General features: G+C 65.8%; 14 protein-coding genes. 5 read left to right on the top strand and 9 right to left on the bottom strand.

Annotated elements, in window-relative coordinates; all coding sequences use genetic code 11:
• Positions 1-44 precede the first annotated feature (44 nt).
• The gene (locus AC3RCP_RS22530) at positions 45-848 is read left to right on the top strand and encodes an MOSC domain-containing protein (protein WP_062825103.1); all 804 of its coding nucleotides are present in this window, start codon (positions 45-47) and stop codon (positions 846-848) included.
• Between the two features lie 80 nt (positions 849-928).
• Here AC3RCP_RS22530 and ppnP read toward each other — a convergent pair whose 3' ends face one another.
• The 8 genes from ppnP to AC3RCP_RS22490 form a co-directional block, all read right to left on the bottom strand.
• The gene (ppnP, locus tag AC3RCP_RS22525; protein WP_007930001.1) at positions 929-1,213 is read right to left on the bottom strand and encodes a pyrimidine/purine nucleoside phosphorylase; all 285 of its coding nucleotides are present in this window, start codon (positions 1,211-1,213) and stop codon (positions 929-931) included.
• Between the two features lie 81 nt (positions 1,214-1,294).
• Complete coding sequence (locus AC3RCP_RS22520; protein ID WP_007930003.1) at positions 1,295-1,837, bottom strand: 3'-5' exonuclease; 543 nt, start codon at positions 1,835-1,837, stop codon at positions 1,295-1,297.
• 69 nt (positions 1,838-1,906) lie between these two features.
• Positions 1,907-3,865 (bottom strand): acetyl/propionyl/methylcrotonyl-CoA carboxylase subunit alpha, encoded by a 1,959-nt coding sequence (locus AC3RCP_RS22515; RefSeq protein WP_492571796.1) that lies wholly within the window; start codon positions 3,863-3,865, stop codon positions 1,907-1,909.
• A 115-nt stretch (positions 3,866-3,980) separates the two neighbouring features.
• The gene (locus AC3RCP_RS22510; RefSeq protein ID WP_492571795.1) at positions 3,981-4,778 is read right to left on the bottom strand and encodes an enoyl-CoA hydratase/isomerase family protein; all 798 of its coding nucleotides are present in this window, start codon (positions 4,776-4,778) and stop codon (positions 3,981-3,983) included.
• Positions 4,775-5,932: a citronellyl-CoA dehydrogenase gene (gene atuD, locus AC3RCP_RS22505; RefSeq protein WP_007930006.1), complete on the bottom strand. Its 1,158-nt coding sequence runs from the start codon at positions 5,930-5,932 to the stop codon at positions 4,775-4,777. Before atuD ends, AC3RCP_RS22510 begins: the two co-directional genes overlap by 4 nt.
• Positions 5,933-6,142: 210 nt before the next feature.
• The gene (gene atuC / locus AC3RCP_RS22500; RefSeq protein ID WP_492571794.1) at positions 6,143-7,759 is read right to left on the bottom strand and encodes a geranyl-CoA carboxylase subunit beta; all 1,617 of its coding nucleotides are present in this window, start codon (positions 7,757-7,759) and stop codon (positions 6,143-6,145) included.
• Between the two features lie 3 nt (positions 7,760-7,762).
• A complete protein-coding gene (locus AC3RCP_RS22495; RefSeq protein WP_085531656.1) occupies positions 7,763-8,647 on the bottom strand; it encodes an SDR family oxidoreductase in 885 nt (294 codons plus the stop codon).
• Positions 8,648-8,659: 12 nt separating this feature from the next.
• Positions 8,660-10,450 carry an acyclic terpene utilization AtuA family protein gene (locus AC3RCP_RS22490; RefSeq protein ID WP_492571793.1) on the bottom strand — a complete coding sequence of 597 codons (1,791 nt, stop codon included), beginning with the start codon at positions 10,448-10,450 and terminating at the stop codon, positions 8,660-8,662.
• Between the two features lie 197 nt (positions 10,451-10,647).
• Between AC3RCP_RS22490 and AC3RCP_RS22485 the strand changes: the two genes are divergently transcribed.
• The 3 genes from AC3RCP_RS22485 to AC3RCP_RS22475 all read left to right on the top strand — a co-directional run bounded on the left by AC3RCP_RS22485 (position 10,648) and on the right by AC3RCP_RS22475 (position 12,691).
• Positions 10,648-11,271, top strand: a complete 624-nt coding sequence (locus tag AC3RCP_RS22485; RefSeq protein WP_101338683.1) for a TetR/AcrR family transcriptional regulator — start codon at positions 10,648-10,650, stop codon at positions 11,269-11,271.
• A 107-nt stretch (positions 11,272-11,378) separates the two neighbouring features.
• Positions 11,379-12,170 carry a substrate-binding periplasmic protein gene (locus AC3RCP_RS22480; RefSeq protein WP_053262128.1) on the top strand — a complete coding sequence of 264 codons (792 nt, stop codon included), beginning with the start codon at positions 11,379-11,381 and terminating at the stop codon, positions 12,168-12,170.
• A gap of 83 nt (positions 12,171-12,253) precedes the next feature.
• The gene (locus tag AC3RCP_RS22475; RefSeq protein WP_492571792.1) at positions 12,254-12,691 is read left to right on the top strand and encodes a pyoverdine biosynthesis protein; all 438 of its coding nucleotides are present in this window, start codon (positions 12,254-12,256) and stop codon (positions 12,689-12,691) included.
• Positions 12,692-12,747: 56 nt separating this feature from the next.
• On the opposite strand, the gene AC3RCP_RS22470 is transcribed toward AC3RCP_RS22475, so the two are convergent.
• Positions 12,748-13,296 (bottom strand): RNA polymerase factor sigma-70, encoded by a 549-nt coding sequence (locus tag AC3RCP_RS22470; RefSeq protein ID WP_007922891.1) that lies wholly within the window; start codon positions 13,294-13,296, stop codon positions 12,748-12,750.
• 375 nt (positions 13,297-13,671) lie between these two features.
• Between AC3RCP_RS22470 and AC3RCP_RS22465 the strand changes: the two genes are divergently transcribed.
• Complete coding sequence (locus tag AC3RCP_RS22465; RefSeq protein ID WP_492571791.1) at positions 13,672-26,700, top strand: non-ribosomal peptide synthetase; 13,029 nt, start codon at positions 13,672-13,674, stop codon at positions 26,698-26,700.
• Positions 26,701-26,795: the final 95 nt, after the last annotated feature.

The raw sequence follows: 26,795 nt of genomic DNA, 5'->3' as shown, positions 1-26,795 counted from the left end.
CCGGCTCGTATAAGGTTGCTTTCTTTGCCACCCGGGAGCTGGCCATGCGTCTCAGCGCGCTTTATCGATACCCCTTGAAATCCGGCAAGGGCGAGTCCCTGCAACAGGTCGCGCTGGACAGGCTGGGGCTGGAGGGAGATCGACGCTGGATGCTGGTCGATGAGCCCAGCGGACGCTTCCTGACCCAGCGTGCGGTCCCGCACATGAGCCAGCTTTCGGCGCTCTGGAACGCCGAGGGAGGGCTGACCCTCAGTGCTCCCGGCTACCCATCCCTCGATGTGCCACTGCCTGGTGCGGATGCCCCGTTACGTGGCGTGACCATCTGGCGCGATACCCTGCGCGTACCGGATGCCGGCGACGAAGCCCATGCCTGGCTGAGCGATTTCATCGGCAAGCCGACCCGCCTGGTACAGGTCCCCCCGGAGCGTGCGCGCACCACTCAGGCCGGTTACGGCAAGGATGACGATCAGGTGGCCTTCGCCGACGGTTTTCCGCTGTTGCTGATTGGCGAGTCCTCCCGGGAAGACCTGTCCAGTCGTGTCGGCCGTCCCCTGGAAATGCTGCGCTTTCGCCCGAACCTGGTGATCGAGGGCTGCCCGGCCTTCGCCGAAGATGGCTGGAAACGCATCCGCATCGGCGATATCGAGTTTCGGGTGGTCAAGCCTTGTGCGCGTTGCATTCTCACCACCATCGATCCGCAGACCGGCGAGCGCAGCGCCGACCGTGAACCGCTGGCCACGCTGCAGCAGTACCGGGCGCAAGAAGGCGGGGCGATGTTCGGGCAGAACCTGGTGAACGATGGCATTGGCCGCCTGGAAGTCGGCATGCCGGTCACGGTGCTGGAATAGTCGGTGGCGCTGAAACGAAAAATGCCCGTATCGCCAGATATGGGCATTTTTTTATCGCCGAGGATCAGCTCCCGGAGGGATCAGCCGCGGTATTCGCACAGGTAGGCGGTGTCGACGGCCACTTTCAGCTGGAACTTGCTGTTGGCCGGTACGTTGAACTGGCTGCCGGCGGCAAAGGTTTCCCAGTCGTTGCTGTCAGGCAGCTTGACGGTCAGGGCGCCGGAAACCACGTGCATGATTTCCCGTTGAGCCGTGCCGAACTCGTATTCGCCCGGAGCCATGACGCCGATGGTGGCGGGACCTTCGGCCGTGCCGAAGGCAATCGACTTGACGGTGCCGTCGAAGTACTCGTTGACTTTAAACATGGGCGATTCCTCAAAAAGGGGTCAAAAAGGCCGGCCAGTATGCACAAGGCCTTCAGATGCGTCACCTGTTGCGCGGACGGATCAGCCGGGAAGAATCAGAGGCAATAAACGCGCCGTATTGCGGGCATCTTCCAGGGCGCGATGCTGCTGGCCGGTGAACTGCAGCCCGGCCAGTTGCAGTGCGCCGTTCAGGCCCAGCGGTCGTTCGAGGCGGCGGGCCTTGGCGAAGCGTTGCTTGAGGTTCATGTGCGGCAGTTGGGCGAGGGCGCTGTGCAGTTGCGAGCGTTGCCACTCCTGCAGCAGTTGCTTGCGATCGTAGTCGCCCCAGCTGGCCCAGCCCTCCAGGCGCGTGTGATGCTGGCCCAGCCAGCGTTCGAACAGCGGCCAGACTTCGCTCAACGGCTGGGCGCCGTCGATCTGGGCCTGGGTGATGTGGGTCAGTTCACGGCAGAACGGTGTCAGCATCGGCCGCCGCAGCGGGCGCACGAAGCGTTGGAAATGGTCCAGTTCACGCCCTTCGCGGTTCACCAGGGTGGCGCCGATCTCGATGATTTCCATGTCGGTCAGCGGCCAGCCTCCTTCGTCCGTGGTGGCTTCCAGATCAATTACCAACCAGTGGGGCATCACAGGCTCCAGCTTCAACATCCCGATGAGGCTTGAGCGTAGCCAAACCCGACGTCTGCGCCTAGCGGCTTATTCCACCTCCAGCAGAATCTGGCGGTTTTTCACCTGATCGCCGAGATTGACCTGCAGCCGCTTGATCACGCCATCGATCCCGGCCTTCAGCGGATGCTCCATTTTCATTGCCTCCAGCACCAGCAGCAATTGCCCCTTGCTGACGGTCGCGCCCTCGCTGACCAGTACGTCGACTATGGCGCCGTCCATGGGCGCCTTGAGCATGCCGCTGTGGGCGCCGGCCTGGCTGGCGATCGGCGCGTGGCTCAGGTCTTGAAGGTGCAGGCTGCCAGGACGGGTGAACAGCCAGAGCTGCCCGGCTTCCAGGGTGTAGGCGTAGCGGCGGCGGATACCGTCGATGGTCGCGCAGGCCCAGCGGCCATCCGTCTCCAGCAGCTGTACCTCGAAGCCTTGGTCGGCGTGTTGAATCCGCAGCGTTCCGGCCTGGTTATTCAGTTCAAGGTTCCATACGGCTTCACCCGAGTCCAGGCGATAGTGCAGCGGCACGCTGGCGTTGTTGCGCCAGCCGGCCAGCGCCGTGCCGTGACGCTGGGCCGCGTGCTGATAAAGCAGTGCCGCGGCCAGGGCCAGCTCGGCACCTCTTGGCGACTGGGGGTGCAGGCTTGGATCGTCGGCGAAATGTTCGGCGATAAAGGCGGTGCTGAATTCGCCGCTGGCAAAACCGGGATGGCGAAGCAGGTTCGCCAACAGCTTCTGGTTGCTCGCCACGCCCGTCAGCACCGTGTCCTCGACCGCGCGCAACAGCTTGCGACGCGCTTCTTCGCGGGTGGCGCCGTGGGCGATGAGTTTGCCCAGCATCGGGTCATAGAACGGGCTGACGCTCTGGCCTTCCAGCAGGCCGTGATCGATACGCACATCGGCACCCAGCGCCGGTTCCCAGCGCCGTACCTGGCCGGTTTGTGGCAGGAAGTCCTGCGCCGGGTCCTCGGCATACAGCCGCACTTCGATGGCATGGCCCTTGAGTTCGACCTGTTCCTGGCGCAGTGGTAACGGTTGACCGGCCGCCACCTGTAGTTGCAGGGCCACCAGGTCCAGGCCGGTGATCATTTCGGTGACCGGGTGTTCGACCTGCAGGCGGGTGTTCATTTCCAGAAAGTAGAATTGCCCCCGTGCATCGAGGAGAAATTCCACGGTGCCGGCACCGACATAATTCACCGCCCGGCCGGCCTTGAGGGCGGCCTCGCCCATGTCCTGGCGCAGCTCGGCGGTCATCACCGGACAGGGCGCTTCCTCGACGACTTTCTGATGACGGCGCTGGATCGAGCAATCGCGCTCGCCGAGGTAGATCAATTGGCCGTGGCGGTCGCCGAACACCTGGATTTCCACATGCCGCGGTTCGATCAGCGCCTGCTCCAGAATCAACTCGTCGCTGCCGAAGGCGTGCAGCGCCTCGGAGCGCGCGGTACGCACCTGGGCCAGCAGCTCATCGGCTCGCTGCACCAGGCGCATGCCGCGTCCGCCGCCACCGGCGCTGGCCTTGATCATCAGCGGGTAGCCGATGCGTTCGGCTTCGCGTTGCAGGGTCGCATCGTCCTGTTCCGCGCCCTGATAACCGGCGATGCAGGGGACGCCCGCCGCGAGCATCGCCAGCTTGGACAGGCGCTTGCTGCCCATCAATTCGATGGCCTCGGCGCTGGGGCCGATAAAGGTGATGCCGGCTGCCTCGCAGGCGTTGGCGAACTCGGCGTTCTCCGACAGAAAGCCGTAGCCGGGATGCAGCGCGTCGGCGCCCGTGCGCCGGGCCGCGTCAAGGATCGCCTGGCTGTTCAGGTAGGACTGTTGGACCGCCGCCGGGCCGATACGCACCGCCTCGTCGGCCATCCGCACATGCAGCGCATCGGCGTCGGCATCGCTGAACACCGCCACGGTGCGATAACCCAGGGCTTGGGCGGTGCGCTGGATGCGGCAGGCGATTTCACCGCGATTGGCGATCAGGATTTTGCTGAAGGCGGGCATGAGGTGGTTTCCTGAGATCGGTGGTGTTTGGTCGGGCATTTCGCGAGCAAGCTCGCTCCTACAAAGGCGTAGGCCAGTCACGGACCGGTAGGAGCGAGCTTGCTCGCGATGGGGCTCATGAGGCCCACGCCGGTTTGCGTTTCTGCACGAAGGCCATGGTTCCTTCGATGCCTTCGGCACCGGTGACGGCGGCGCCAAACTGTTCCGCCGCGCGATCGAGCAGCGGCGCCAGCGGTTCTTCAGCGCTGGCCAGCAACAGGGCCTTGGTCGCGGCGTTGGCCTCGGGCGCGCAGCACAGCACATGGGCCAGCACCTCATCGAGGCGCTCGGCCAGGGCCTCCGGGCCGTCTTCGACAAAATGCACCAGGCCCAGCCGTTCGGCTTCGTTGCCATCAAAGCGCGCGGCGGTCAGGGCCAGCCGACGGGCCTGGGTCAGGCCGATGCGCTTGACCACAAACGGCGCGATCTGCGCCGGCAGCAGGCCGAGGCTGGTTTCCGGAATGCCGAATTGCGCCTGATGATCGGCGATGGCGATATCGCTGACACAGGCCAGGCCGAAGCCGCCACCCAACACCGCGCCCTGCAGCAGCACGATCAGCACCTGCGGGCTGTGCTGGGCTTCCTCGAGCAGTGTGCCGAACGCCCGGTTCAGTTCCTGATAGGCACTGGCGCCCTGGGCACGGGCACTGGCCATGTCTTTCAGGTCGCCGCCGGCGCAGAAGTGCCCGCCGGCGCCCCTCAGGACCAGGGCGCGAATGCCGCGGTCATCGCGTACCGCCGCCAGCACCGCGCGCAGTTCGGCGACCATGTGCAGGCTCATGGCGTTGCGGCTGTCCGGGCGATCGAGGGTGATGTGCAGGACGCCGCCACGGGGCGCCAGCAGCAGGGTTTCGCAGGCGGGCAGGCGGCTCATTTTCTTTTCCCCGGCAGGATGCCCATGAGTTTGCAGATGATACCCAGCATGATTTCGTCGGCACCGCCGCCGATCGAAACCAGGCGCACGTCGCGGTAGGCGCGGGCCACCGGGTTGTCCCACATGAAGCCCATGCCGCCCCAGTATTGCAGGCAGCTGTCGCTGACTTCTCGGCCCAGGCGCCCGGCCTTTAGCTTGGCCATGGACGCCAGGCGGGTGACGTCCTGACCGCGCACGTATTGCTCGGTGGCCTGGTAAACCAGGGCCCGCAGGCATTCGATTTCGGTGGACAACTCGGCCAGGCGGAAGTGGATCACCTGGTTGTCGATCAGCGCGCTGCCGAAGGTCTTGCGCTCCTTGCAATACTCGATGGTGCTGTCGACGCAATACTCCAGGCCCTTGATCATGTTGGCCGCGCCGAACAGCCGCTCTTCCTGGAATTGCAGCATCTGCATCATGAAACCCGCGCCTTCGTGGCCGATGCGATAGCGCTGGGGCACGCGCACGTTGTCGAAAAACACCTGGGCGGTTTCCGAACTGCGCATGCCGAGCTTGTCCAGGTGCGGGCTGAGGCTGATGCCGGGGCTGTTCATCGGCACCATGATCAGCGACTTGTTGACGTGGGGTTTGTCGTCCGAGGTGTTGGCCAGCAGGCAGATGAAGTCGGCGCTGGGGGAGTTGGTGATCCACATCTTGCTGCCGTTGATCACATAGTCGTCGCCGTCCTTGCGCGCGGTGGTCTTGAGCCCGGCCACGTCGGAGCCGGCACCGACTTCGGAGACACCGATGCAGCCGACCATTTCCCCGCTGATGGCCGGGCGCAGGAACTCCTCGCGCAACTCGTCGGAGCCGAAGCGCGCCAGGGCCGGGGTGCACATGTCGGTCTGCACGCCGATGGACATCGGGATGCCGCCGCAATGGATGGTGCCGAACTCTTCGGCGGCGACGATCGAGTAGCTGTAGTCCAGGCCCATGCCGCCGAACTTCTCCGGCTTGGAGATGCCCAGCAGGCCCAGTTCGCCGGCCTTGCGGAAAATCTCGTGGATCGGAAAGCGCCCGGCCTTTTCCCATTCCTCGACATGCGGGTTGATCTCGCGCTCGACAAAATTGCGCACCGTGCGCCGCAGTTCTTCATGTTCCTGGGTGAAGATCATTTTTATTGTTCTCCTCAAATTGAGTGACGCAATCCCTGAACCTTGTTACCCCTGTAGCCGCTGCCGCAGGCCGAAAACACCGTCGTTGCGGAACTGCTCGCTGTCCCTGTAGCCGCTGCCGAAGGCTGCGATCGGCCCCGCAGGGGACGTGCTCTGGAGGCCCTCGAAGACCCTTCGAGCCTTATCGCAGCCTGCGGCAGCGGCTACAGGTCAGAACCGGGCGACGCCGAAGCTATTGGGTTGTAGCTGACGCACCTGCGCCTCGTGGCAGATATCCAGCAGATAACCCAGCAGGGTGCGGGTATCCCGTGGGTCGATCAGCCCGTCGTCCCACAGGTTGGCGCTGCCATACAAGGCCGTGGATTGGCTGTCGAGTTTCTGCGCCGTGACCTGTTCCAGCATATCCAGCATCTGCGGATCGGCCGCCTGGCCCTGCTTGGCGTGCTTGGCCTCGGTGACGATGCGCAGCACCTTGCCGGCCTGGGCGCCGCCCATCACCGCGGTGCGGCTGTTGGGCCAGGCGAAGATGAAGCGCGGGTCCAGGCCGCGGCCGCACATGGCGTAGTTGCCGGCGCCGTAGGAGCCGCCGACCACGATCGTCAGCTTCGGCACCCGGGCATTGGCCACCGCCTGGATCAGCTTGGAACCGTGCTTGATCACGCCCTGCTGCTCCGACTCGGTACCGACCATGAAACCGGTGGTGTTGTGGAAAAACAGCAGCGGGGTGCCGCTCTGGTCGCACAACTGAATGAACTGCGCGGCCTTGCTCGCGCCTTTCGGGGTGATCGGCCCGTTATTGCCGATAAAACCGCAAGGGCGTCCCTGGATCTGCAAATGGCCGCAGAGGGTCTGCTGGTCGAACTCGCCCTTGAACTCGAGGAAGTTCGATCCGTCGGCGATGCGCGCGATGATTTCCCGGGCGTCGTACGGCTTTTTCGGGTCGTCGGGAATCAGCCCCAGCAGCTCGTCGATCGGGTACAGCGGCTCCGCATAAGGCCGGGGTGGCTGCAGCGGCAGCCGGGCATTCCACGGCAGGGCTGCGAGGATTTCCCGCACGATGCGCACGCCGTCGCCGTCGTTTTCCGCCAGGTATTCCGCGGTGCCGGCCACCTGCGCATGCATCTCGGCGCCGCCCAGTTCTTCATCGGTGGCCACCTCGCCGGTGGCGGCCTTGAGCAATGGCGGGCCGGCGAGAAACAGCTTGGCCTTGCCGCGCACCACCACCACGTAATCCGACAGCCCCGGCTGGTAGGCCCCGCCGGCGGTGGCCGAGCCATGGACCACGGTGACCTGCGGCAGGCCCATGGCCGACATGCGCGCCTGGTTGGCGAAGCTGCGCGCGCCTTCGACGAAAATCTCCGCTGCGTAATTGAGGTTGGCGCCGCCGCTCTCGGCCAGGGTCACCACCGGCAGTTTGTTTTCCATGGCGATCTGTTGCAGGCGCAGGGATTTTTTCAGGCCGCTGGGGGAGATGGTGCCGCCCTTGATCGCACTGTTATTGGCCACCACCAGCACCCGCACGCCGCTGACGTAGCCGATGCCGGCGATCAACCCGCCACCGGCCTGGCTGCCATCCTTGTCGTCGTGCAGCTTGTAGCCGGCCAGGCTCGCCAGTTCGAGAAAGGGCGCGCCGGGGTCGAGCAGCAGATTGAGGCGTTCGCGGGGCAGCAGTTGCCCGCGCTTTTCGAATTTCGCCTTGGCCTCGGCGGCCTTGGCCAGCAGGTTCTGTTCCAGCTGGCGGATCTGCGCGATGCCGGCCAGCATCGCCTCGCGGTTCTGCTGGAACTGCGGGCCGTGGGGATCGAGCTGGGACTGTATGACTGGCATGGCTTATTTCCCGTCCTTGAGTGGCTCGTCCTTAAGCACGTCCGGCAGGTAGGCGCGGTGGAAGCCGTTGTAGGACTCGCTGTGGGACGCCTTGTGCAGCGGCCAGGCACGGCTGCCGAGGCTGGCGGCGCCGTCGATACGCAAGGTGCTGCCGCTGATGAAGGCCGCCGCCGGGCTGAGCAGGAAGACGATGGCGGCGCTGACTTCCGACTCGGTGCCGATGCGCTTGAGCGGTACGTGTTCGCGCAGGGTCGGGATCACCGCCTTGAACGCGCCTTCGTAGGTGTCCATGCCGCTGGAGGCGATCCAGCCCGGCGCCACGGCGTTGACCCGCACCCCGGCATGGCCCCATTCGAACGCGGCGGTCTTGGTGAAATTGTCCATCCCCGAACGCGCGGCGCCGGAATGGCCCATGCCGGGCATGCCGCCCCACATGTCGGCGAGCATGTTGACGATGCTGCCGCCGTGCTTGCTCATGGACTGGTTGAAGACTTCCCGGGCCATGAGAAAGCCGCCCACCAGGTTGGTGCGCAGCACGGTTTCAAACCCTTTCTGATTGATCGAGGCCAGGGGCGAGGGGTACTGCCCGCCGGCGTTGTTGACCAGGCCATGCAGCGGCCCGTGGTCACGGATCAGTTCGCTGACCAGGGCCTTGACCGCGTCCTCGTCGCGGATATCGCAGGCATGCCCGCTGGCCTGGCCGCCGTCTTCGGCGATCTCCGCGGCCACCTTGTGCAGCTTGTCCGCCTTGCGCCCCACCAGCAGCACCCGGGCGCCAAGGGCCGCTAGTTCATGGGCGGTGCAGCGCCCGATGCCGCTGCCGCCGCCGGTGACGACTAGGGTCTGGCCGGCGAACAGGTCGGGTTTGAAAATCGAGTCGTAGCCCACGAAAAGCCTCCTTCAGTTGACGGCATCAGCGATGCTCTGCGGCACCGGGATCTGGATTTCCAGCAACTGCTGGGCGAAGGCCTTGCCCTGCGGGTCGATGCGCAGGCTGGCGACACCGCCGCCACCGAGGGCGTTCTCCAGCAGGAAATTCAGGCTGTGGGTGCCCGGCAGGTACCAGCGCTGGACCCGGCCATGCACCGGGTCCAGCACATGGCTCATCCAGTCCACCACGACGGCGGGTGTCAGGGCCTCGGCGATCCACGGCAGGTATTCGGGGGCGCGCGCCATGACCCCGATATTGCTGTGGTTGCCCTTGTCGCCGGAGCGCGCCACCGCCAGCTTGACCAGCGCCACGCTGGCGTCGGCGCGGCCCACGGGGCTGGCCACGGCATGGGGTGCGGGCAGGGCGCTGGCGTCGAGGCTGTCGAGCTCGGGCAGCTCGACCCGGTGGCGCTGGCCGGCCATCTCGACTTCCAGAGTGCAAGCGCTTTTGTCGATCAGGAACGAGAACAGGCGGATCAGCGGATAGACCGTGGGCCGGCCGCCGACGATGCCGGTCAGGCCCGGGGCCATGCCCGTGGCGGCCTGGGCGATCTCCCGGGAAAACAGCACCAGCGCGCGTTTGTCCGGATGGCGCACGGCGAGCTTGATCACCACTTCGCGGCTGTCCTGGCGCTGACCATGGGGGCCATAGGTGGCTTCGCTGCCGAGCAGTTCGATATTGACTTCGCTGTAGGGTGCCCAGCCGCGTTGGTCGAACATTTGCGCAGTCTTGTCGACGATCGCCTGGCTGACCCGGCGCGCCTTGGCCACCGCGTCGATGCCGGCGATCAGGCAACTGGCGGTGCAGCGGAAACCGTCCGGGTAAGTGGCGCTGACCTTGTACTGGCCGGTCGGCGGCAGGCCCTTGGCGCCGTGCACGCTGACCGCATTCTTGCCCTGTTGGCGCAGTTTGACCTGGGTGAAGTCGCAGACCACGTCCGGCAGCAGATAGGCCCGTGGGTCGCCGATCTCATAGAGCAGTTGTTCGCCGACAGTCAGCGGTGTGACCAGGCCACCGGAACCTTCGGGCTTGCTCACCACGAACTGGCCGTCGGCGCTGACCTCGACTATGGGAAAGCCGATGTGTTCGTAGTCCGGCACGTCGCGCCAGTCGGTGAAGTTGCCGCCGGTGCACTGCGCGCCGCATTCGATGATGTGCCCGGCGAGGGCGGCCTGGGCCAGTTTGTCGTAGTCGTGCCAGGACCAGCCGAATTCATGCACCAGCGCGGCGCTGACCACCGCACTGTCGACCCCGCGACCGGTGATGACGATGTCGGCGCCCAGTTTCAGGGCTTCGACTATCCCGGGGGCGCCGAGGTAGGCATTGGTGGACACGCACATCGGTGGCAAGGGGGCGCCGCTGAACATTTCATGAATGCCGCTGCCGCTCAGTTGCTTGAAGCGGGGTTGCAGGTCGTCGCCCAGCAGCACGGCGATTTTCAGGGCTACGCCGGCCTGGTCGCAGGCCGCTTGCAGGGCCGCGGCACAGGCCTGCGGGTTGATCCCGCCGGCGTTGCTGATGACCCGGATCTCCTGCCGGGCGATCTCGCCCAGCAGCGGGCTCAAGACCTCGACAAAATCCGTGGCGTATCCGGCAGTGGGATCCTTCATCCGCGCGCCGGCCATGATCGACAGAGTGATCTCGGCCAGGTAGTCGAACACCAGGTAATCCAGGTGGCCGCCCTCCACCAGTTGCGCGGCGGCGCTCGAGGTGTCGCCCCAGAAGGCGCTGGCACAACCGATGCGAAGGGTCTTGGTCATGGCTGGGGCTCTCGATAAAAGACGCGATGACAGAACTGGATCGAGACTACCAAGCAAGCGCTTGGTTTGTAAACGTCGGAAATATCTTCTTCCCAAGCGCTTGCTTGGTCGTCCAAGCGGGCTTAAATTGCGCGCGCAAGCTCCCTGTTTCAGGGGGCTGCGCCGCATAACGATCGAGCGAATGTAGGAGAGAGGCCGTGGACGAGCAAAAAGCCTTGCTGGTGATGCGCCAGCTGGTCGCCAACGGGCAACTGACCGATCCGGACAGCGCCCGCGGCAAGCTGCTGCAAACCGCGGCTCACCTGTTTCGCAACAAAGGCTACGAGCGCACCACGGTGCGCGACCTGGCCAGCGCGGTGGGCATCCAGTCCGGCAGCATCTTTCATCACTTCAAGAGCAAGGACGACATCCTGCGCGCGGTGATGGAGGAAACCATCCACTACAACACCGCCCTGATGCGCGCCGAACTGGCCGAGGCCGGCAGCGTGCGCGAGCGGGTGCTGGCGCTGATCCGCTGCGAGCTGCAATCGATCATGGGCGGCAGCGGCGAGGCCATGGCGGTGCTGGTCTACGAATGGCGCTCGTTGTCGGCCCAGGGCCAGGCCGACGTCCTGGCGCTGCGCGACATTTATGAGCGGATCTGGTTGCAGGTGCTGGGCGAGGCCAAGGAGGCCGGCTTTATCAAGGGCGATGTGTTCATTACCCGGCGTTTTCTCACCGGGGCGCTGTCCTGGACCACCACCTGGTTTCGCGCCGAGGGCAGCATGACCCTCGAGCAACTGGCCGAGGAAGCGCTAACCCTGGTGCTCAAGGAGCCGTAGGCCTCCTGCAAGTAATTAATTCTTCAGTGGAAAGTTGTTGAAGCCAGGGAAACCGCCTAGTTTTAATGGCATTGCCCTGTTTCTTTATCTTGAGGTGAGTTGCCTTGATGTCTTCGCCAATGCGGACGGCTTTGCGAGTGCTGGTGTGGGGCCTGGCCACCCTGACGGTTTTTCCGGCCTGCGCTGCGCAGTTGGTACGCGTGGGGGCGGCGCATTTTCCCCCTTATACCGTGCGTCCCGAGCAGGGCGCCGACACCGGGCTGCTGCCGCAACTGGTGGACGCCTTGAACGCGCTGCAGAGCGACTACCAATTCGTACTGGTGCCGACCTCGATTCCCCGGCGTTTTCGCGATTTCGAGCAAGGCCGCGTCGACATGGCGATTTTCGAGAATCCGGCCTGGGGCTGGCAGAACATTCCCCACACCAGCGTCGACATGGGCCTGGAAGATGCCGAGATCTTCACCGCCCAGCGCGAGCCCGGCCGCGGCCAGGAGTATTTCGCCGACCTCAAGGGCAAGCGCCTGGCCCTGTTCAGCGGTTACCACTACGCGTTCGCCAACTTCAATGCCGACCCCAAGTACCTGGCCGACACCTACAACGCGACCCTGACCTATTCCCACGACAGCAACCTGCTGATGGTGCTGCGCGGTCGTGCCGACATTGCGCTGGTGACCCGTTCCTACCTCAGTGATTTCCTTTCGCACAATACCGACACGGCGCAGCAATTGTTCGCCTCCGATCGGATCGATCAGGTCTACCACCACTACGCGCTGATTCGCCCCATGGCGCCGATCAGCGGCGAAAACTTCGCCAAGTTGCTGGGGCGCCTGCGCGACAGCGGTGAATTGCTGAAGATCTTCGATCCCTACCGCATCGTGGTCATGCCACCGGCCAAATGAAGCCGCCGGCAAGGCGGCTTGCCTAAATTTCCCTGTGCGGCTCACGTCACTTGGTTGAACACTGATGACGCTGAGTCCGTGCCATGTCCTCTCTCGATACGCTGTCCGCTGTGGCCGTTGCCGATACCTGCCGTTGCGCCGCCGATCCCGCTGGCCTGCAACCGCTGCGCCTGGCCGGTATTGAAACGAGCGGTGCCAGCTGCGGGTCTGGCACGCCACTGCCGCCAGCGGGCAGCGAGGTGCTGCAAGCCTTGCGTGGGCAAGAAGGGTGGCGTGACGAGTGGATGGCCGGCTGGTTATCGACCCTGGTGCATTCGTTATGCCTCGACCACGGGCCGAGCGAATGGCTGGCCGAGGACGCGGGCCAGAGGCTCGAGCAGCAGGAGCGTTGTCTGCATTGTGGGAGAGCCTTCGATTTTTCCCACAAGCGCGCCGCCTTGCTGATTCTGGCGCAGGGGCGGGGGGACGGACGGCATCAGGCGGTCGAGAATATCTGGCGGGAGCGTTCCTGTTCGCGGTAGCGCCGTGGCTGACGGTGGCTATCGCGATCAGGTGCGGGAGTAGCGTGCGGCGCGGATCAGTGGCGGGCGTAGGTGTCGGCGCGGTTGCCCGAGACTTTGCGGCAATGCACCAGCGCATCGCGAATCATGAAGTTCACCAGTGTCGGCGAGACCCCGAGTTCCTTGGCGATGTCCTTTTGCGGCACGCCATGCAGGCGATACATCTCGAAGGCATAGCGGGTGCGGCTGGGCAGCTCCGTCAGCGCGTCGGCAATGTGTTCCAGGGTCGAGAAATTGATGTGTGAGGTTTCCGGCGACGCTCCCTGCACGACCACATTCAGACCCTCTTCTTCAGTGCCCGAATACTTCTGCTCCAGCGCCTGCTTGCGATAGTGGTCGATCGCCAGGTTGCGCACGATCTGGAACAGATAGCTCAACTGCGCCTTGAACGATGAGGTGATCTGCGGCGCCGATTGCAGTCGGAAGAACGCGTCTTGCACCACGTCTTCGGCACGGGAACGACAGCCGGTAATGCGCGCCGCGATCTTGACCAGGATCAGGCGGTTGTCGACAAAGGCCTGGAGTAGCGGTGAATCGCACCTGCTTGTGGATACTTGTTCCGTCATGGAAATCACCTTGCTGCAAAAGGGTTAGTAGGACGACAGAAATTTCAGATTCGTCTTACACATCGAGCGACAAATTATGTTGAATGATAATGATTGTCAATTGAGAAAGAGAATTAATGAGCATCTTTGGTGCAGAGTGAGAACTGCGGCTCGTTGTCGCACGTTGTGAAGGGGTTCGAGGGCAGAGTGCGGACTAATTATTTCAAGACGCCATCCGTTCTCATTGGAGAAAGGTTCCGGGTGAAAAATCCCGCCACAGCGCTCTCCAGATGTCCCATTCCGAGGGCAGGGGCCTTTATTTTTCAAAGGTTTATGTAACGGTCGCGGTTTTTTCCCGCGGCTCTACGTGCAAGCACAATCCGCGCAGGAAACCCCATGATGGACGCGTTCGAACTCCCCAGCACTCTGGCTCAAGCCCTTCAACGCCGGGCGGCTCAGACCCCCGATCAAGTGGCCTTGCGCTTCCTTGCCGAAGAGCAGGATCAGAGCGTGGTCCTCAGTTATCGCGACCTGGATCTGCGTGCCCGGACCATCGCCGCCGCGCTGCAGGCCAATGCCGGTCTGGGCGATCGCGCGGTGCTGCTGTTCCCCAGCGGCCCGGACTATGTCGCGGCGTTTTTCGCCTGCCTGTATGCCGGGGTTATCGCGGTGCCGGCCTATCCACCGGAGTCGAGCCGACGCCATCACCAGGAGCGGCTGATCTCGATCATCGCCGACGCCGAGCCGCGGCTGCTGCTGACCAGCAGCGGGCTGCGCGAATCGTTGTCGCAGATGGACGAACTGCAAGGTGCCGACGCGCCGCAACTGCTCTGCGTGGACACCCTGGTGGCGAGCCTGGCCGAAGGCTGGAGCGCCACCGAACTGCGGGGCGACGACATCGCCTTCCTGCAGTACACCTCGGGCTCCACCGCCTTGCCCAAGGGTGTGCAAGTCAGCCACGGCAACCTGGTGGCCAACGAGCTGCTGATCCGCCGCGGCTTCGGTATCGACCTCAACCCCGACGACGTGATCGTCAGCTGGCTGCCGCTGTACCACGACATGGGCCTGATCGGCGGCCTGCTGCAACCGATCTTCAGCGGCGTGCCCTGCGTATTGATGTCGCCGGCGTATTTCCTCGGCCGGCCGTTGCGCTGGCTGGAGGCGATCAGCGAATACGGCGGCACCATCAGCGGTGGCCCGGACTTCGCCTACCGCCTGTGCAGCGAGCGGGTCAGCGAGTCGGCCCTGGAACGCCTGGACCTCAGCCGCTGGCGCGTGGCCTATTCCGGGTCCGAGCCGATACGCCTGGACACCCTGGAACGCTTTGCCGAGAAGTTCGCCGCCTGCGGTTTCACCTCGAATCATTTCTTCGCCTCCTATGGCCTGGCCGAAGCCACCCTGTTTGTCGCCGGCGGCACCCGTGGCCAGGGCATCCCGGCCCTGCGCCTGGACGAGCAGGCCCTGGCGCAGAACCGCGCCGAGCCGGGCACCGGCAACGCCATGATGAGCTGCGGCACCAGCCAGCCCGAGCACGCGGTGCTGATCGTCGAGCCCAATACCCTGGCCGAGCTGGAAGAGAACCGGGTCGGTGAAGTCTGGGCTGCCGGCCCGAGCATCGCCCATGGTTACTGGCGCAACCCCGAGGCCACGGCCAAGACCTTCGTCGAGCATGCCGGCCGGACCTGGCTGCGCACCGGCGATCTGGGTTTCATGCGCGATGGCGAGCTGTTCATTACCGGCCGCTTGAAAGACATGCTGATCGTGCGTGGGCACAACCTTTATCCACAGGACATCGAGCAGACCATCGAGCGTGAGGTCGAGGTGGTGCGCAAGGGCCGGGTCGCGGCGTTCGCCGTCACCGAGCAGGGCCAGGAAGGCATCGGCATCGCCGCGGAAATCAGCCGCAGCGTGCAGAAGATCCTCACGCCGGACGCGCTGATCAAGCTGATTCGCCAGACCGTGGCCGAGGCCTATCAGCAAGCGCCGAGCGTGGTGGTCCTGCTCAATCCCGGCGCCTTGCCCAAGACGTCCAGCGGCAAGCTGCAACGTTCGGCCTGCCGCAACCGCCTGGCCGATGGCAGCCTCGACAGTTACGCCCAGTTTCCTAGTTGCCAAGCTGTGGCCGGCGAGGCCAGCGGCGAAGCGACCAGCGAACTGCAAGAGCTGATCGGCCGCATCTGGCGCGAACAGCTGCAAGTCGAGCAAGTAGCGAGCGACGATCACTTCTTCCTGCTGGGCGGCAACTCCATCGCCGCGACCCAGGTCGTCGCGCGTCTGCGTGAAGCACTCGGCCTGGAGCTGAACCTGCGCCTGCTGTTCGAGGCGCCGACCCTCGGCGCGTTCGCTGCACAGGTCGCCCAGTTGCAACAGGATGGCGGCCTGGCCCAGGGCGCGATCAACGCTTTGTCGCGTACCGAGGCGCTGCCCCAGTCCCTGGCGCAGAACCGCCTGTGGATCACCTGGCAGCTCGATCCGCACAGCAGCGCCTACAACATTCCCGGTGGCCTGCGCCTGCGTGGCGAGCTGGACGAAGACGCCCTGCGCGCCAGCTTCCAGCAACTGATCGAACGCCACGAATCCCTGCGCACGCGCTTTTTCGAGCGCGACGGCCAGGCGCTGCAACAGGTCGAAGCCGCCAGCGAATTCAACCTGCAGGTGATCGACCTCAGCGACCTGCCGGCGGCCGAGCGCGAGGCGCGGGCGCAACAGATCCGTGAGGATGAGGCCCGTACCCGGTTCGACCTGGAACAAGGCCCGCTGCTCCGGGTGACCCTGGTGCGCCTCGACGACGAGGAACACCAACTGCTGGTGACCCTGCACCACATCATCGCCGACGGCTGGTCGCTGAATGTGCTGATCGACGAGTTCTCGCGCCTGTATGCCGCCGCCGTGCAAGGCCAGGCGGCGAGCCTGGCGCCGCTGCCGTTGCAGTACGCCGACTACGGCAGCTGGCAGCGCCAGTGGCTGGCCCAGGGCGAAGGCGAACGGCAACTGGCCTACTGGAAACAGCAGTTGGGTGACGAGCACCCGAGCCTGAGCCTGGCCACCGATCACCCGCGTTCGGCGCAACGGCAACACAGCGCCGCGCGGCACAGCCTGCGCCTGGGCGCGAGCTTGAGCGAAGCCATTCGCCAGACCGCCCAGGCCCATGAATCCACACCTTTCATGCTGTTGCTCACGGCGTTCCAGAGCCTGCTGCATCGCTACAGCGGCCAGCGCGACATCCGTATCGGCGTGCCCAACGCCAACCGTCCGCGCCTGGAAACCCAGGGCCTGATCGGCTTCTTCATCAACACCCTGGTGCTGCGCGCCGAGGTGGACGGGCGCCTGCCGTTCGTTGATCTGTTGGCGCAGACCCGCCAGGTCGCGCTGCAGGCCCAGGCCCATCAGGACCTGCCGTTCGAGCAACTGCTCGAAGCCTTCCCCCAGGCCCGCGAACAGGGTCTGTTCCAAGTCATGTTCAACCACCAGCAGCGCGACCTCAGCGCCCTGCGCCGGCTGCCCGGGCTGCTGGCCGAGGAGTTGCCGTGGCACAGCCGCGAGGCCAAGTTCGACCTGCAACTGCACAGTGAAGAAGACCGCAACGGCCGCCTGAGCCTGTCGTTCGACTACGCCAGCGAACTGTTCGAGGCCGCGACCGTCGAGCGCCTGGCCGAGCATTTCGTCAGCCTGCTGCGCGAAGCCTGCGCGCGTCCGCAAATCGCCATCGCCGACCTGCCGTTGCTCAACCCCTGCGAGCAGGCGCAGCAGCAACAGTGGAGCGAAGCCCCGTGCGCGGCGGCCAGCCAATGGCTGCCCGAGCTGCTCGAGGCACAACTGCAGCAGACCCCGGAACGCACCGCACTGGTATGGCAGGGCGGCGAGCTGAGCTTTGCCGAGCTGCATGTCCAGGCCAACCGCCTGGCCCATTACCTGCGCGACAAAGGGGTCGGCCCGGATGTCTGCGTGGCCATCGCCGCCGAGCGTTCGCCGCAGCTGTTGATCGGCCTGCTGGCGATCGTCAAGGCCGGCGGCGCCTATGTGCCGCTGGACCCGGACTACCCGGCCGAGCGCCTGGCCTACATGCTGGCCGACAGTGGCGTCGAGCTGCTGCTGACCCAGACCCAGCTGCTCGAGCGCCTGCCCCAGGCCGAGGGCGTCAGCGCCATCGCCATGGACAGCCTCAAGCTCGACAGCTGGCCGAGCCATGCGCCGGGCCTGCACCTGCACGGCGACAACCTGGCCTATGTGATCTACACCTCCGGCTCCACCGGCCAGCCCAAGGGCGTGGGCAACACCCACGCGGCCCTGAGCGAACGCTTGCAGTGGATGCAGAACAGCTACCGCCTGGACGCCAGCGATGTGCTGATGCAAAAGGCGCCGATCAGCTTCGACGTGTCGGTGTGGGAGTGCTTCTGGCCGCTGATCACCGGCTGCCGCCTGCTGCTGGCCGCGCCGGGCGAACACCGCGACCCGCATCGCATCGCCCAGTTGGTGCAGCAATACGGCGTGACCACGCTGCACTTCGTACCGCCGCTGTTGCAGCTGTTCGTCGAGGAGCCGCTGAGCGCCGGATGCAGCAGCCTGCGCCGGGTGTTCTCCGGTGGCGAAGCCTTGCCGGCCGAATTGCGCGACCGGGTGCTGGAGCAGTTGCCGAACGCTCAACTGCATAACCGTTACGGCCCGACCGAAACCGCGATCAACGTTACCCACTGGCATTGCCGCAGTGTCGATGGCCAGCGTTCGCCCATCGGCCGTCCGCTGGGCAACGTGATCTGCCGGGTGCTGGACGCCGACCTCAACCCGGTACCGACCGGCGTGCCGGGCGAGCTGTGCATTGCCGGGGTCGGCCTGGCCCGCGGTTACCTCGGGCGCCCGGGGCTGAGCGCCGAACGTTTTGTCGTTGATCCGCTGAGCAGCGACGGCGCGCGCCTGTACCGCACCGGCGACCGGGTGCGCTGGGCGGCCGATGGCGCGCTGGAATACCTCGGGCGTCTCGACCAGCAGGTCAAGCTGCGCGGCTTTCGCGTCGAACCCCAGGAAATCGAAGCGCGCCTGCTGGCCCAGGAGGGCGTGGCCCAGGCGGCGGTACTGGTGCGCGAGACCGCGGCCGGTGCGCAGCTGATCGGTTATTACACCGCCAGCGCGGATGGGGAGGAGGAGGGTGCGCAGACCGCGCGCCTGAAAACCGCCCTGGCCAATGAGCTGCCGGAGTACATGGTGCCGGCGCAACTGATGCTTCTTTCGGCCATGCCCCTGAGCCCGAGCGGCAAGCTCGACCGCCGCGCCTTGCCGGAACCGCAATGGCAGGTGCGTGAACACGTCGAACCCGTCACTGAGTTGCAACAGCAGATCGCGGCGATCTGGCGCGAGGTGCTGGGGCAGCAGCGCATTGGCTTGCGCGATGATTTCTTCGCCCTGGGCGGCCACTCGCTGCTGGCCACGCAGATCATTTCCCGCACCCGCCAGGCCTGCGACGTCGAGTTGCCGCTGCGGGCCTTGTTCGAAGCCAGCGAGCTGGGCGACTTCGCCGAGCAGGTGCGGCTGATCCAGGAAGCCGGCAAGCGCAACCAGCAGCCGCCGATCGCCAAGGTCGATCGCAGCCAGCCTGTGCCGTTGTCCTATTCCCAGCAGCGCATGTGGTTCCTCTGGCAGATGGAGCCGGACAGCCCGGCCTACAACGTCGGTGGCATGGCGCGTTTCAAGGGCGTGCTGGATGTCGGGCGTTTCGAGGCGGCGCTGCAGGCGCTGATCCTGCGTCACGAAACCCTGCGCACCACTTTCCCCAGCGTCGACGGCGTGGCCCAACAACGGGTGCATGGGGAAACCGGCGTGCGCATGGGCTGGAAGGATTTCTCCAGTTTGGATGCAGCGAGCCGCGAGCAACGCCTGCAACAGCTGGCCGACAGCGAGGCGCACCGGCCGTTCGACCTGGAAACCGGTCCGCTGCTGCGCGCCTGCCTGGTCAAGGCGGCGGAGCAGGAGCACTACTTCGTGCTGACCCTGCACCACATCGTCACCGAAGGCTGGGCGATGGACATCTTCGCCCGTGAGCTGAGCGCGTTGTACGAAGCCTTTATCGACGACCGCGACTCGCCGCTGGAACCGCTGCCGGTGCAGTACCTGGATTACAGCGTCTGGCAGCGCCAGTGGCTGGAGTCCGGCGAGCGTCAGCGCCAGCTGGATTACTGGACCGCGCAACTGGGCAACGAACATCCGCTGCTGGAACTGCCGGGCGACCGGCCGCGGCCGCCGGTGCAGAGCCACCGGGGCGAGTTGTACCGCTTCGACCTCGGCGACGAACTGGCGGCACGGGTGCGGCGCTTCAACGCCGAACACGGCCTGACCCTGTTCATGACCATGACCGCGACCCTGGCCGTGCTGCTCTATCGCTACAGTGGCCAGACCGACCTGCGCATCGGCGCGCCGGTGGCCAACCGCATCCGTCCGGAAAGCGAAGGGCTGATCGGCGCCTTCCTCAACACCCAGGTACTGCGTTGCCAGCTCGACGGGCAGATGAGCGTCTTTGATCTGTTCGAGCAGGTGCGGCACACCGTGATCGAAGGCCAGTCCCATCAGGACCTGCCGTTCGACCACCTGGTGGAGGCCTTGCAGCCGCCGCGCAGCGCCGCCTACAACCCGCTGTTCCAGGTGATGTGCAACGTCCAGCGCTGGGAGTTCCAGCAGAGCCGCAGCCTGGCCGGCATGACGGTCGAGTACCTGGCCAACGATGCGCGGGCCACCAAGTTCGACCTCAACCTGGAAGTCACCGACCTCGATCATCGCCTGGGTTGCTGCCTGACCTACAGCACCGACCTGTTCGACGAACCGCGCATCGCGCGCATGGCGGCGCATTGGCGCAACCTGCTGGAGGCCTTGATCGCGGCCTTGATAGAGAGCCCCGAGCGGCGCCTGAGCGAATTGCCGCTGCTGGACCGCGTCGAACAACAGCAACTGCTGGACAGCCTGGGCGTCGAGCCCGGCGAACACCGCCTGGACCAGTGCATCCACCACCTGTTCAGCGAACAGGCGCTGCTGCGCCCGGACGCGCCGGCCCTGACGTTCGTCGGGCAGACCCTGAGCTACGCCGAGCTCGACAGCCGCGCCAACCGCCTGGCCTGGATGCTCCGTGAGCGTGGCGTCGGCCCGCAGGTGCGGGTCGGCCTGGCCCTGGAGCGCTCGCTGGAAATGGTCGTCGGCCTGTTGGCGATCCTCAAGGCCGGCGGCGCCTATGTGCCGCTGGACCCGGAATACCCGCTGGACCGCCTGCACTACATGATTGAAGACAGTGGTATCGGCCTGCTGCTCAGCGACGCGGCGATGTTCCAGGCTTTGGGTGAGTTGCCAGCCAGCGTGGCGCGCTGGTGCCTGGAAGAGGACGGCGCGCAACTGGCCAACTACCCGGCTGGCGAGCTGCCCTTTATCAGCCTGCCGCAACATCAGGCGTACCTGATCTACACCTCGGGCTCCACCGGCAAGCCCAAGGGCGTGGTGGTGTCCCATGGCGAGATCGCCATGCACTGCCGCGCGGTGATCGAGCGCTTCGGCATGCGGCCGGACGACTGCGAGCTGCACTTCTATTCCATCAACTTCGACGCCGCCACCGAGCGCCTGCTGGTGCCGCTGCTCAGCGGCGCCCAGGTGGTGCTGCGGGCGCAGGGGCAGTGGGATGCGCAAGAGATCTGCCAGCTGATCCGTGAGCACCGCATCAACATCCTCGGCTTCACCCCGAGCTACGGCAGCCAGCTGGCGCGGTGGCTGGCGACCCAGGGCCAGACCCTGCCGGTGCGCACGTGCATCACCGGCGGCGAGGCACTGACCGGCGAACACCTGAGCCGTATTCGCGCGGCGTTCAAGCCGAGCCTGTTCTTCAACGCCTACGGCCCGACCGAAACCGTGGTCATGCCGCTGGCCAGCCTGGCGCCGGAACAACTGGAAGAGGGCGCTGGCAGCGTGCCGATCGGCACGGTGGTGGGGGAGCGCGTGGCCTACATCCTCGACGCCGATCTGGCCCTGGTGCCGCAAGGCGCCACCGGTGAGCTGTATGTCGGCGGGGCCGGCCTGGCCCAGGGTTACCACCAGCGTCCGGGCATGAGCGCCGAGCGTTTCGTGGCCGACCCGTTCAGCGCTAAAGGCGGGCGCCTGTATCGCACCGGCGACCTGGTGCGCCAGTGCGTCGATGGCCAGGTGGAATACATCGGCCGGGTCGACCATCAGGTGAAGATTCGCGGCTTCCGTATCGAGCTGGGGGAAATCGAAAACCGCCTGCTGGAACATGACGCCGTGCGCGAAGCGGTGGTGCTGGCCCTGGACATGCCGGGCGGCAAACAGCTGGCCGGCTATCTAGTCAGCGACGTTGCCGAGCAGGGCGACGAGCAACAGGCGGCCCTGCGCGAGGCGATCAAGGCCCAGCTGAAAATCCACCTGCCGGACTACATGGTGCCCACCCACCTGGTCCTGCTGGCGAGCATGCCGCTGACCGCCAACGGCAAGCTCGACCGCCGCGCCTTGCCGGCGCCGGACCTGGAACTCAACCGCCAGCAGTACGTGGCGCCGAGCAACGAGCTGGAGCAGACCCTGGCCCAGGTCTGGTGCGACGTGCTGAACCTGCGGCAGGTCGGCCTGCACGACAACTTCTTCGAACTGGGCGGCGACTCGATCCTGTCGATCCAGGTGGTCAGCCGCGCCCGTCAGCTGGGCATTCATTTCAGCCCGCGGGACCTGTTCCAGCATCAGACCGTGCAGACCCTGGCCGCGGTGGCCAGCCGCAGCGAGCGGATCGTCGCCGAGCAAGGCCTGCTCAGCGGCGAGTCGGGCCTGACGCCGATCCAGCACTGGTTCTTCGACAGCGCGATCCCCGAGCGTCAGCACTGGAACCAGGCGCTGCTGCTGGCGCCGACCCAGGTGCTCGACGGGCAGTTGCTGGAGCAAGCGTTGCACGCGGTGTTGGCCCAGCATGACGCCCTGCGCCTGCGCTTCACCCAGGTCGACGGCCAATGGCGGGCCGAGCACCAGCCACTGTCCGAGGCACCACTGCTGATGCAGCTGCGCGTGGCTTCCATGGAGCAATGCCCGGCGCTGTTCGCCGAGGCGCAGCGCAGCCTCGACCTGGCCAACGGACCGCTGTTGCGCGCGTTGTTGGTGGACGGTCCGGATGCGCAGCAACGCCTGTTTATCGCCATCCACCACCTGGTGGTCGACGGCGTGTCCTGGCGGGTGCTGCTGGAGGATCTGCAAAACCTCTACCGTCAGCTTGAAGCTCAGCAGACGCCGCGCCTGCCGGCGAAAACCAGCGCCTTGCGCGATTGGGCATCACGCCTGCAGGCCTATGCCGGCAGCGAGTCGCTGCGCGAAGAGTTGAGCTGGTGGCAGGACCAATTGGCTGGCCCGGCGGCGACGCTGCCGGTGCAGCACGCCCATGGCGGGCGGCAGAACAAACATGCGCGGACCGTCAGCGTGAAACTGGATGCCGAGCGCACCCGGCAGCTGCTGCAACAGGCGCCGAGCGCCTACCGCACCCAGGTCAACGACCTGCTGCTGACGGCCCTGGCCCGCGTGCTGTGCCGCTGGACCGGCGAAGCGTCGGCGCTGATCCAACTGGAAGGCCACGGCCGCGAAACCCTGTTCGACGAGATCGACCTGACCCGCACGGTCGGCTGGTTCACCAGCGCTTACCCGCTGCGCCTGACCCCGCTGGCCATCGAAGCGGCGGCCGGGCAGGGCGCCTCGATCAAGGCGATCAAGGAGCAACTGCGCGCCGTGCCGCATAAAGGCCTGGGTTATGGCGTGCTGCGCTACCTGGCCGACGCGGCGATCCAGCAGGGCATGGCGGCCTTGCCGCAGGCGCCGGTCACCTTCAACTACCTGGGCCAGTTCGACCAGAGCTTTGCCAGCGACGCGCTGTTCCGTCCGCTGGACGAGCCGGTGGGCGCCGCCCATTCGCCGGAAGCGCCGCTGCCCAACGAGCTGAGCATTGACAGCCAGGTCTACGCCGGCGAGCTGGTGCTGCGCTGGACCTTCAGCGGCGAGCGTTTCGATGTGCAGAGCATCGACGCGCTGGCCCAGGCCTACCTCGGCGAACTGCACAGCCTGATCGCCCATTGCCTGGAGGACGATGCCGGCGGCCTGACGCCGTCGGACTTCCCCCTGGCACGCCTGACCCAGGCGCAACTGGACGCGCTGCCGGTGCCGGCCAGCGCCATCGAGGACGTCTACCCGCTGACCCCGATGCAGGAGGGCATGCTGCTGCACACCCTGCTGGAGCCGGGCACCGGCCTGTACTACATGCAGGACCGCTACCGCATTAACAGCGAGCTGGACCCGGCGCGTTTCGCCCAGGCCTGGCAGGCGGTAGTGGCCCGTCACGAAGCCTTGCGCGCGTCCTTCTGCTGGAACGTCGGCGAAGACATGCTGCAGGTTATCCACAAGCCGGGCAGCACGCCGATCGAGTTCCTGGACTGGAGCGCTGTCGCGCAGGACGAGCAGGAACCGAAGCTGCAGGCGCTGCTGAAAAGCGAGCGCGAGGCCGGTTTCGATCTGCTCAGCCAGGCACCGTTCCACCTGCGGCTGATCCGCGTGGGGGCCGCGCGCTACTGGTTCATGATGAGCAACCACCACATCCTGATCGACGCCTGGTGCCGTTCGCTCTTGATGAACGACTTCTTCGAGATCTACACCGCCCTGGGCGAAGGTCGCGAAGCCCAGCTGAGCGTGCCGCCACGCTACCGCGACTACATCGGCTGGCTGCAACGCCAGAGCCTGGCCGAGGCGCGCCAGTGGTGGAAAAACAACCTGCAAGGCTTCGAGCGCACCACGCCGATTCCGAGCGATCGGCCGTTCCTGCGCGAACACGCCGGCGACAGCGGCGGCATGATCGTCGGTGACTGCTACACCCGGCTCGATGCCCGCGACGGCGCGCAATTGCGCGAGTTGGCGCAGCAGCATCAGCTGACCGTCAACACCTTCGCCCAGGCGGCCTGGGCCCTGGTCCTGCGGCGCCTGAGCGGCGATCGAGACGTGCTGTTCGGCGTCACCGTGGCCGGGCGTCCGGTGCAAATGCCCGAGATGCAGCGCACCGTCGGCCTGTTCATCAACAGCATCGCGCTGCGGGTGCAGCTGCCGGAGGACGGCCAGCGCCTGAGCGTGCGTCAATGGCTCAGCAGCCTGCTGGAACGCAACATGGAGCTGCGCGAGTACGAATACCTGCCGCTGGTGGCGATCCAGGAAAACAGCGAACTGCCCAAGGGCCAGCCGCTGTTCGACAGCCTGTTCGTGTTCGAGAACGCACCGGTGGAAGTCTCGGTGCTGGACCGCGCGCAAAGCCTGAACGCCACCTCGGATTCCGGCCGCACCCACACCAACTTCCCGCTGACCGCGGTGTGCTACCCGGGGGATGACCTGGGGCTGCACCTGTCCTACGACCAGCGCTACTTCGAGCAAGCGACCATCGAGCGCCTGCTCGGCGAGTTCAAGCGCCTGCTGCTGGCGCTGGTGCAGGGCTTCCATGGCGACATGGCCGAGCTGCCGCTGCTGGGCGCAGCAGAGCAGGACTTCCTGCTCGCCGGCTGCAACCAGAGCGAGCATGAGTACCCGCTGCAGCGCAGCTACGTCGAACTGTTCGAGGCCCAGGTGGCGGCGCATCCGCAACGCATCGCCGCCAGTTGCCAGGACTTGCAATACAGCTATGCCGAACTGAACCAGCGCAGTAACCGCCTGGGCCACGCCCTGATCGCCAACGGCGTGGGCCTGGACCAGCCGGTGGCCCTGCTGGCCGAGCGCAGCCTGGACCTGCTGGGCATGATCATCGGCAGCTTCAAGGCCGGCGCCGGCTACCTGCCGCTGGACCCGGGCCTGCCGGGCCAGCGCCTGGGGCGGATCATCGAGCTGAGCCGCACGCCGTTGCTGGTGTGCACCGCGGCCTGCCAGGAACAGGCGCAAGCCTTGCTCGACGAATTCGCCTGCGCCAACCGACCACGTTTGCTGGTGTGGGAGGAGGTGCAAGCGGCCGATCATTCGCAGGACAACCCGGGCCTCTACAGCGGCCCGGACAACCTGGCCTATGTGATCTACACCTCGGGCTCCACCGGCCTGCCCAAGGGCGTGATGGTCGAGCAGCGCGGCATGCTCAACAACCAGCTGAGCAAGGTGCCATACCTGCAATTGAGCGAGGCCGATGTGATCGCCCAGACCGCGTCGCAGAGCTTCGACATTTCGGTCTGGCAGTTCCTCGCCGCGCCGCTGTTCGGCGCGCGGGTGGACATCGTGCCGAACGCCATCGCCCATGATCCGCAAGGCTTGCTGGCCCATGTGCAGGCGCAGGGCATCAGCGTGCTGGAAAGCGTGCCGTCGCTGATCCAGGGCATGCTCGCCCAGGAGTCCATCGACCTCGATGGCCTGCGCTGGATGCTGCCGACCGGCGAGGCGATGCCGCCGGAGCTGGCGCACCAATGGTTGCTGCGTTACCCGCAGATCGGCCTGGTCAACGCCTACGGTCCGGCCGAGTGCTCGGATGACGTGGCCTTCTACCGCGTCGACATGGTTTCGACCCGTGGCAGCTACCTGCCGATCGGTACGCCGACCGACAACAACCGCCTGTACCTGTTGGATGGCGCGCTGGCGCTGGTGCCGCTGGGCGCGGTGGGCGAGCTGTGCGTCGCCGGTACCGGGGTCGGCCGTGGTTATGTCAGCGATCCGCTGCGCACCGCGCAGGTGTTCGTGCCGCATCCGTTCGGTGCCCCGGGCGAACGCCTGTACCGCACAGGCGACCTGGCACGGCGCCGCGCCGATGGCGTGCTGGAGTACGTCGGGCGGATCGACCATCAGGTGAAGATCCGTGGCTACCGCATCGAGCTGGGGGAAATTGAAGCCCGCCTGCACGAACAGCCGGAAGTCCGCGACGCGGCGGTCGGCGTGCAGGAAGGCGTCAACGGCAAGCATCTGGTGGGCTACCTGGTTGCCAGCGATTCGGCCCTGAATCCGAACGAACGCCTGGAGCGCATCAAGCAACGCCTGCGCGTCGAACTGCCGGAATACATGGTGCCGCTGCACTGGCTGTGGCTGGAGCGCCTGCCGCTCAACGCCAACGGCAAGCTCGACCGCAAGGCCCTGCCGGCCCTGGAGATCGGCCAACTGCACAGCCAGGACTACCTGGCACCGCGCAGCGAACTGGAGCAGACCCTGGCCGCTATCTGGGCCGAGGTGCTCAAGGTCGAGCGGGTCGGGGTCCAGGACAACTTCTTCGAGCTGGGCGGGCATTCGCTGCTGGCCACGCAGATCGCCTCGCGGGTGCAGAAAACCCTGCAACGCAACGTGCCGCTGCGGGCGATGTTCGAGTGCAGCACGGTGGAGGAGCTGGCGCAGTACATCGACGGCCTGGCGAGCAGTGAAATCAGCGAGGAGAAGGTCGATCGCCTGAGCGACCTGATGGCGGAGCTGGAGGGGTTGTAATCAGCGTTGCCAGTGCTGGCCCTATCGTGGGCAAGCTGAACTGGCCTGATAAGCCGGGACACCCCAATCGGGCGCCATGATGGCGCCCAACTCTG

It is taken from the genome of Pseudomonas sp. GW822-FHT05A08 (genome assembly GCF_058800485.1).
This window is presented reverse-complemented; position numbering and strand designations above follow the sequence as displayed.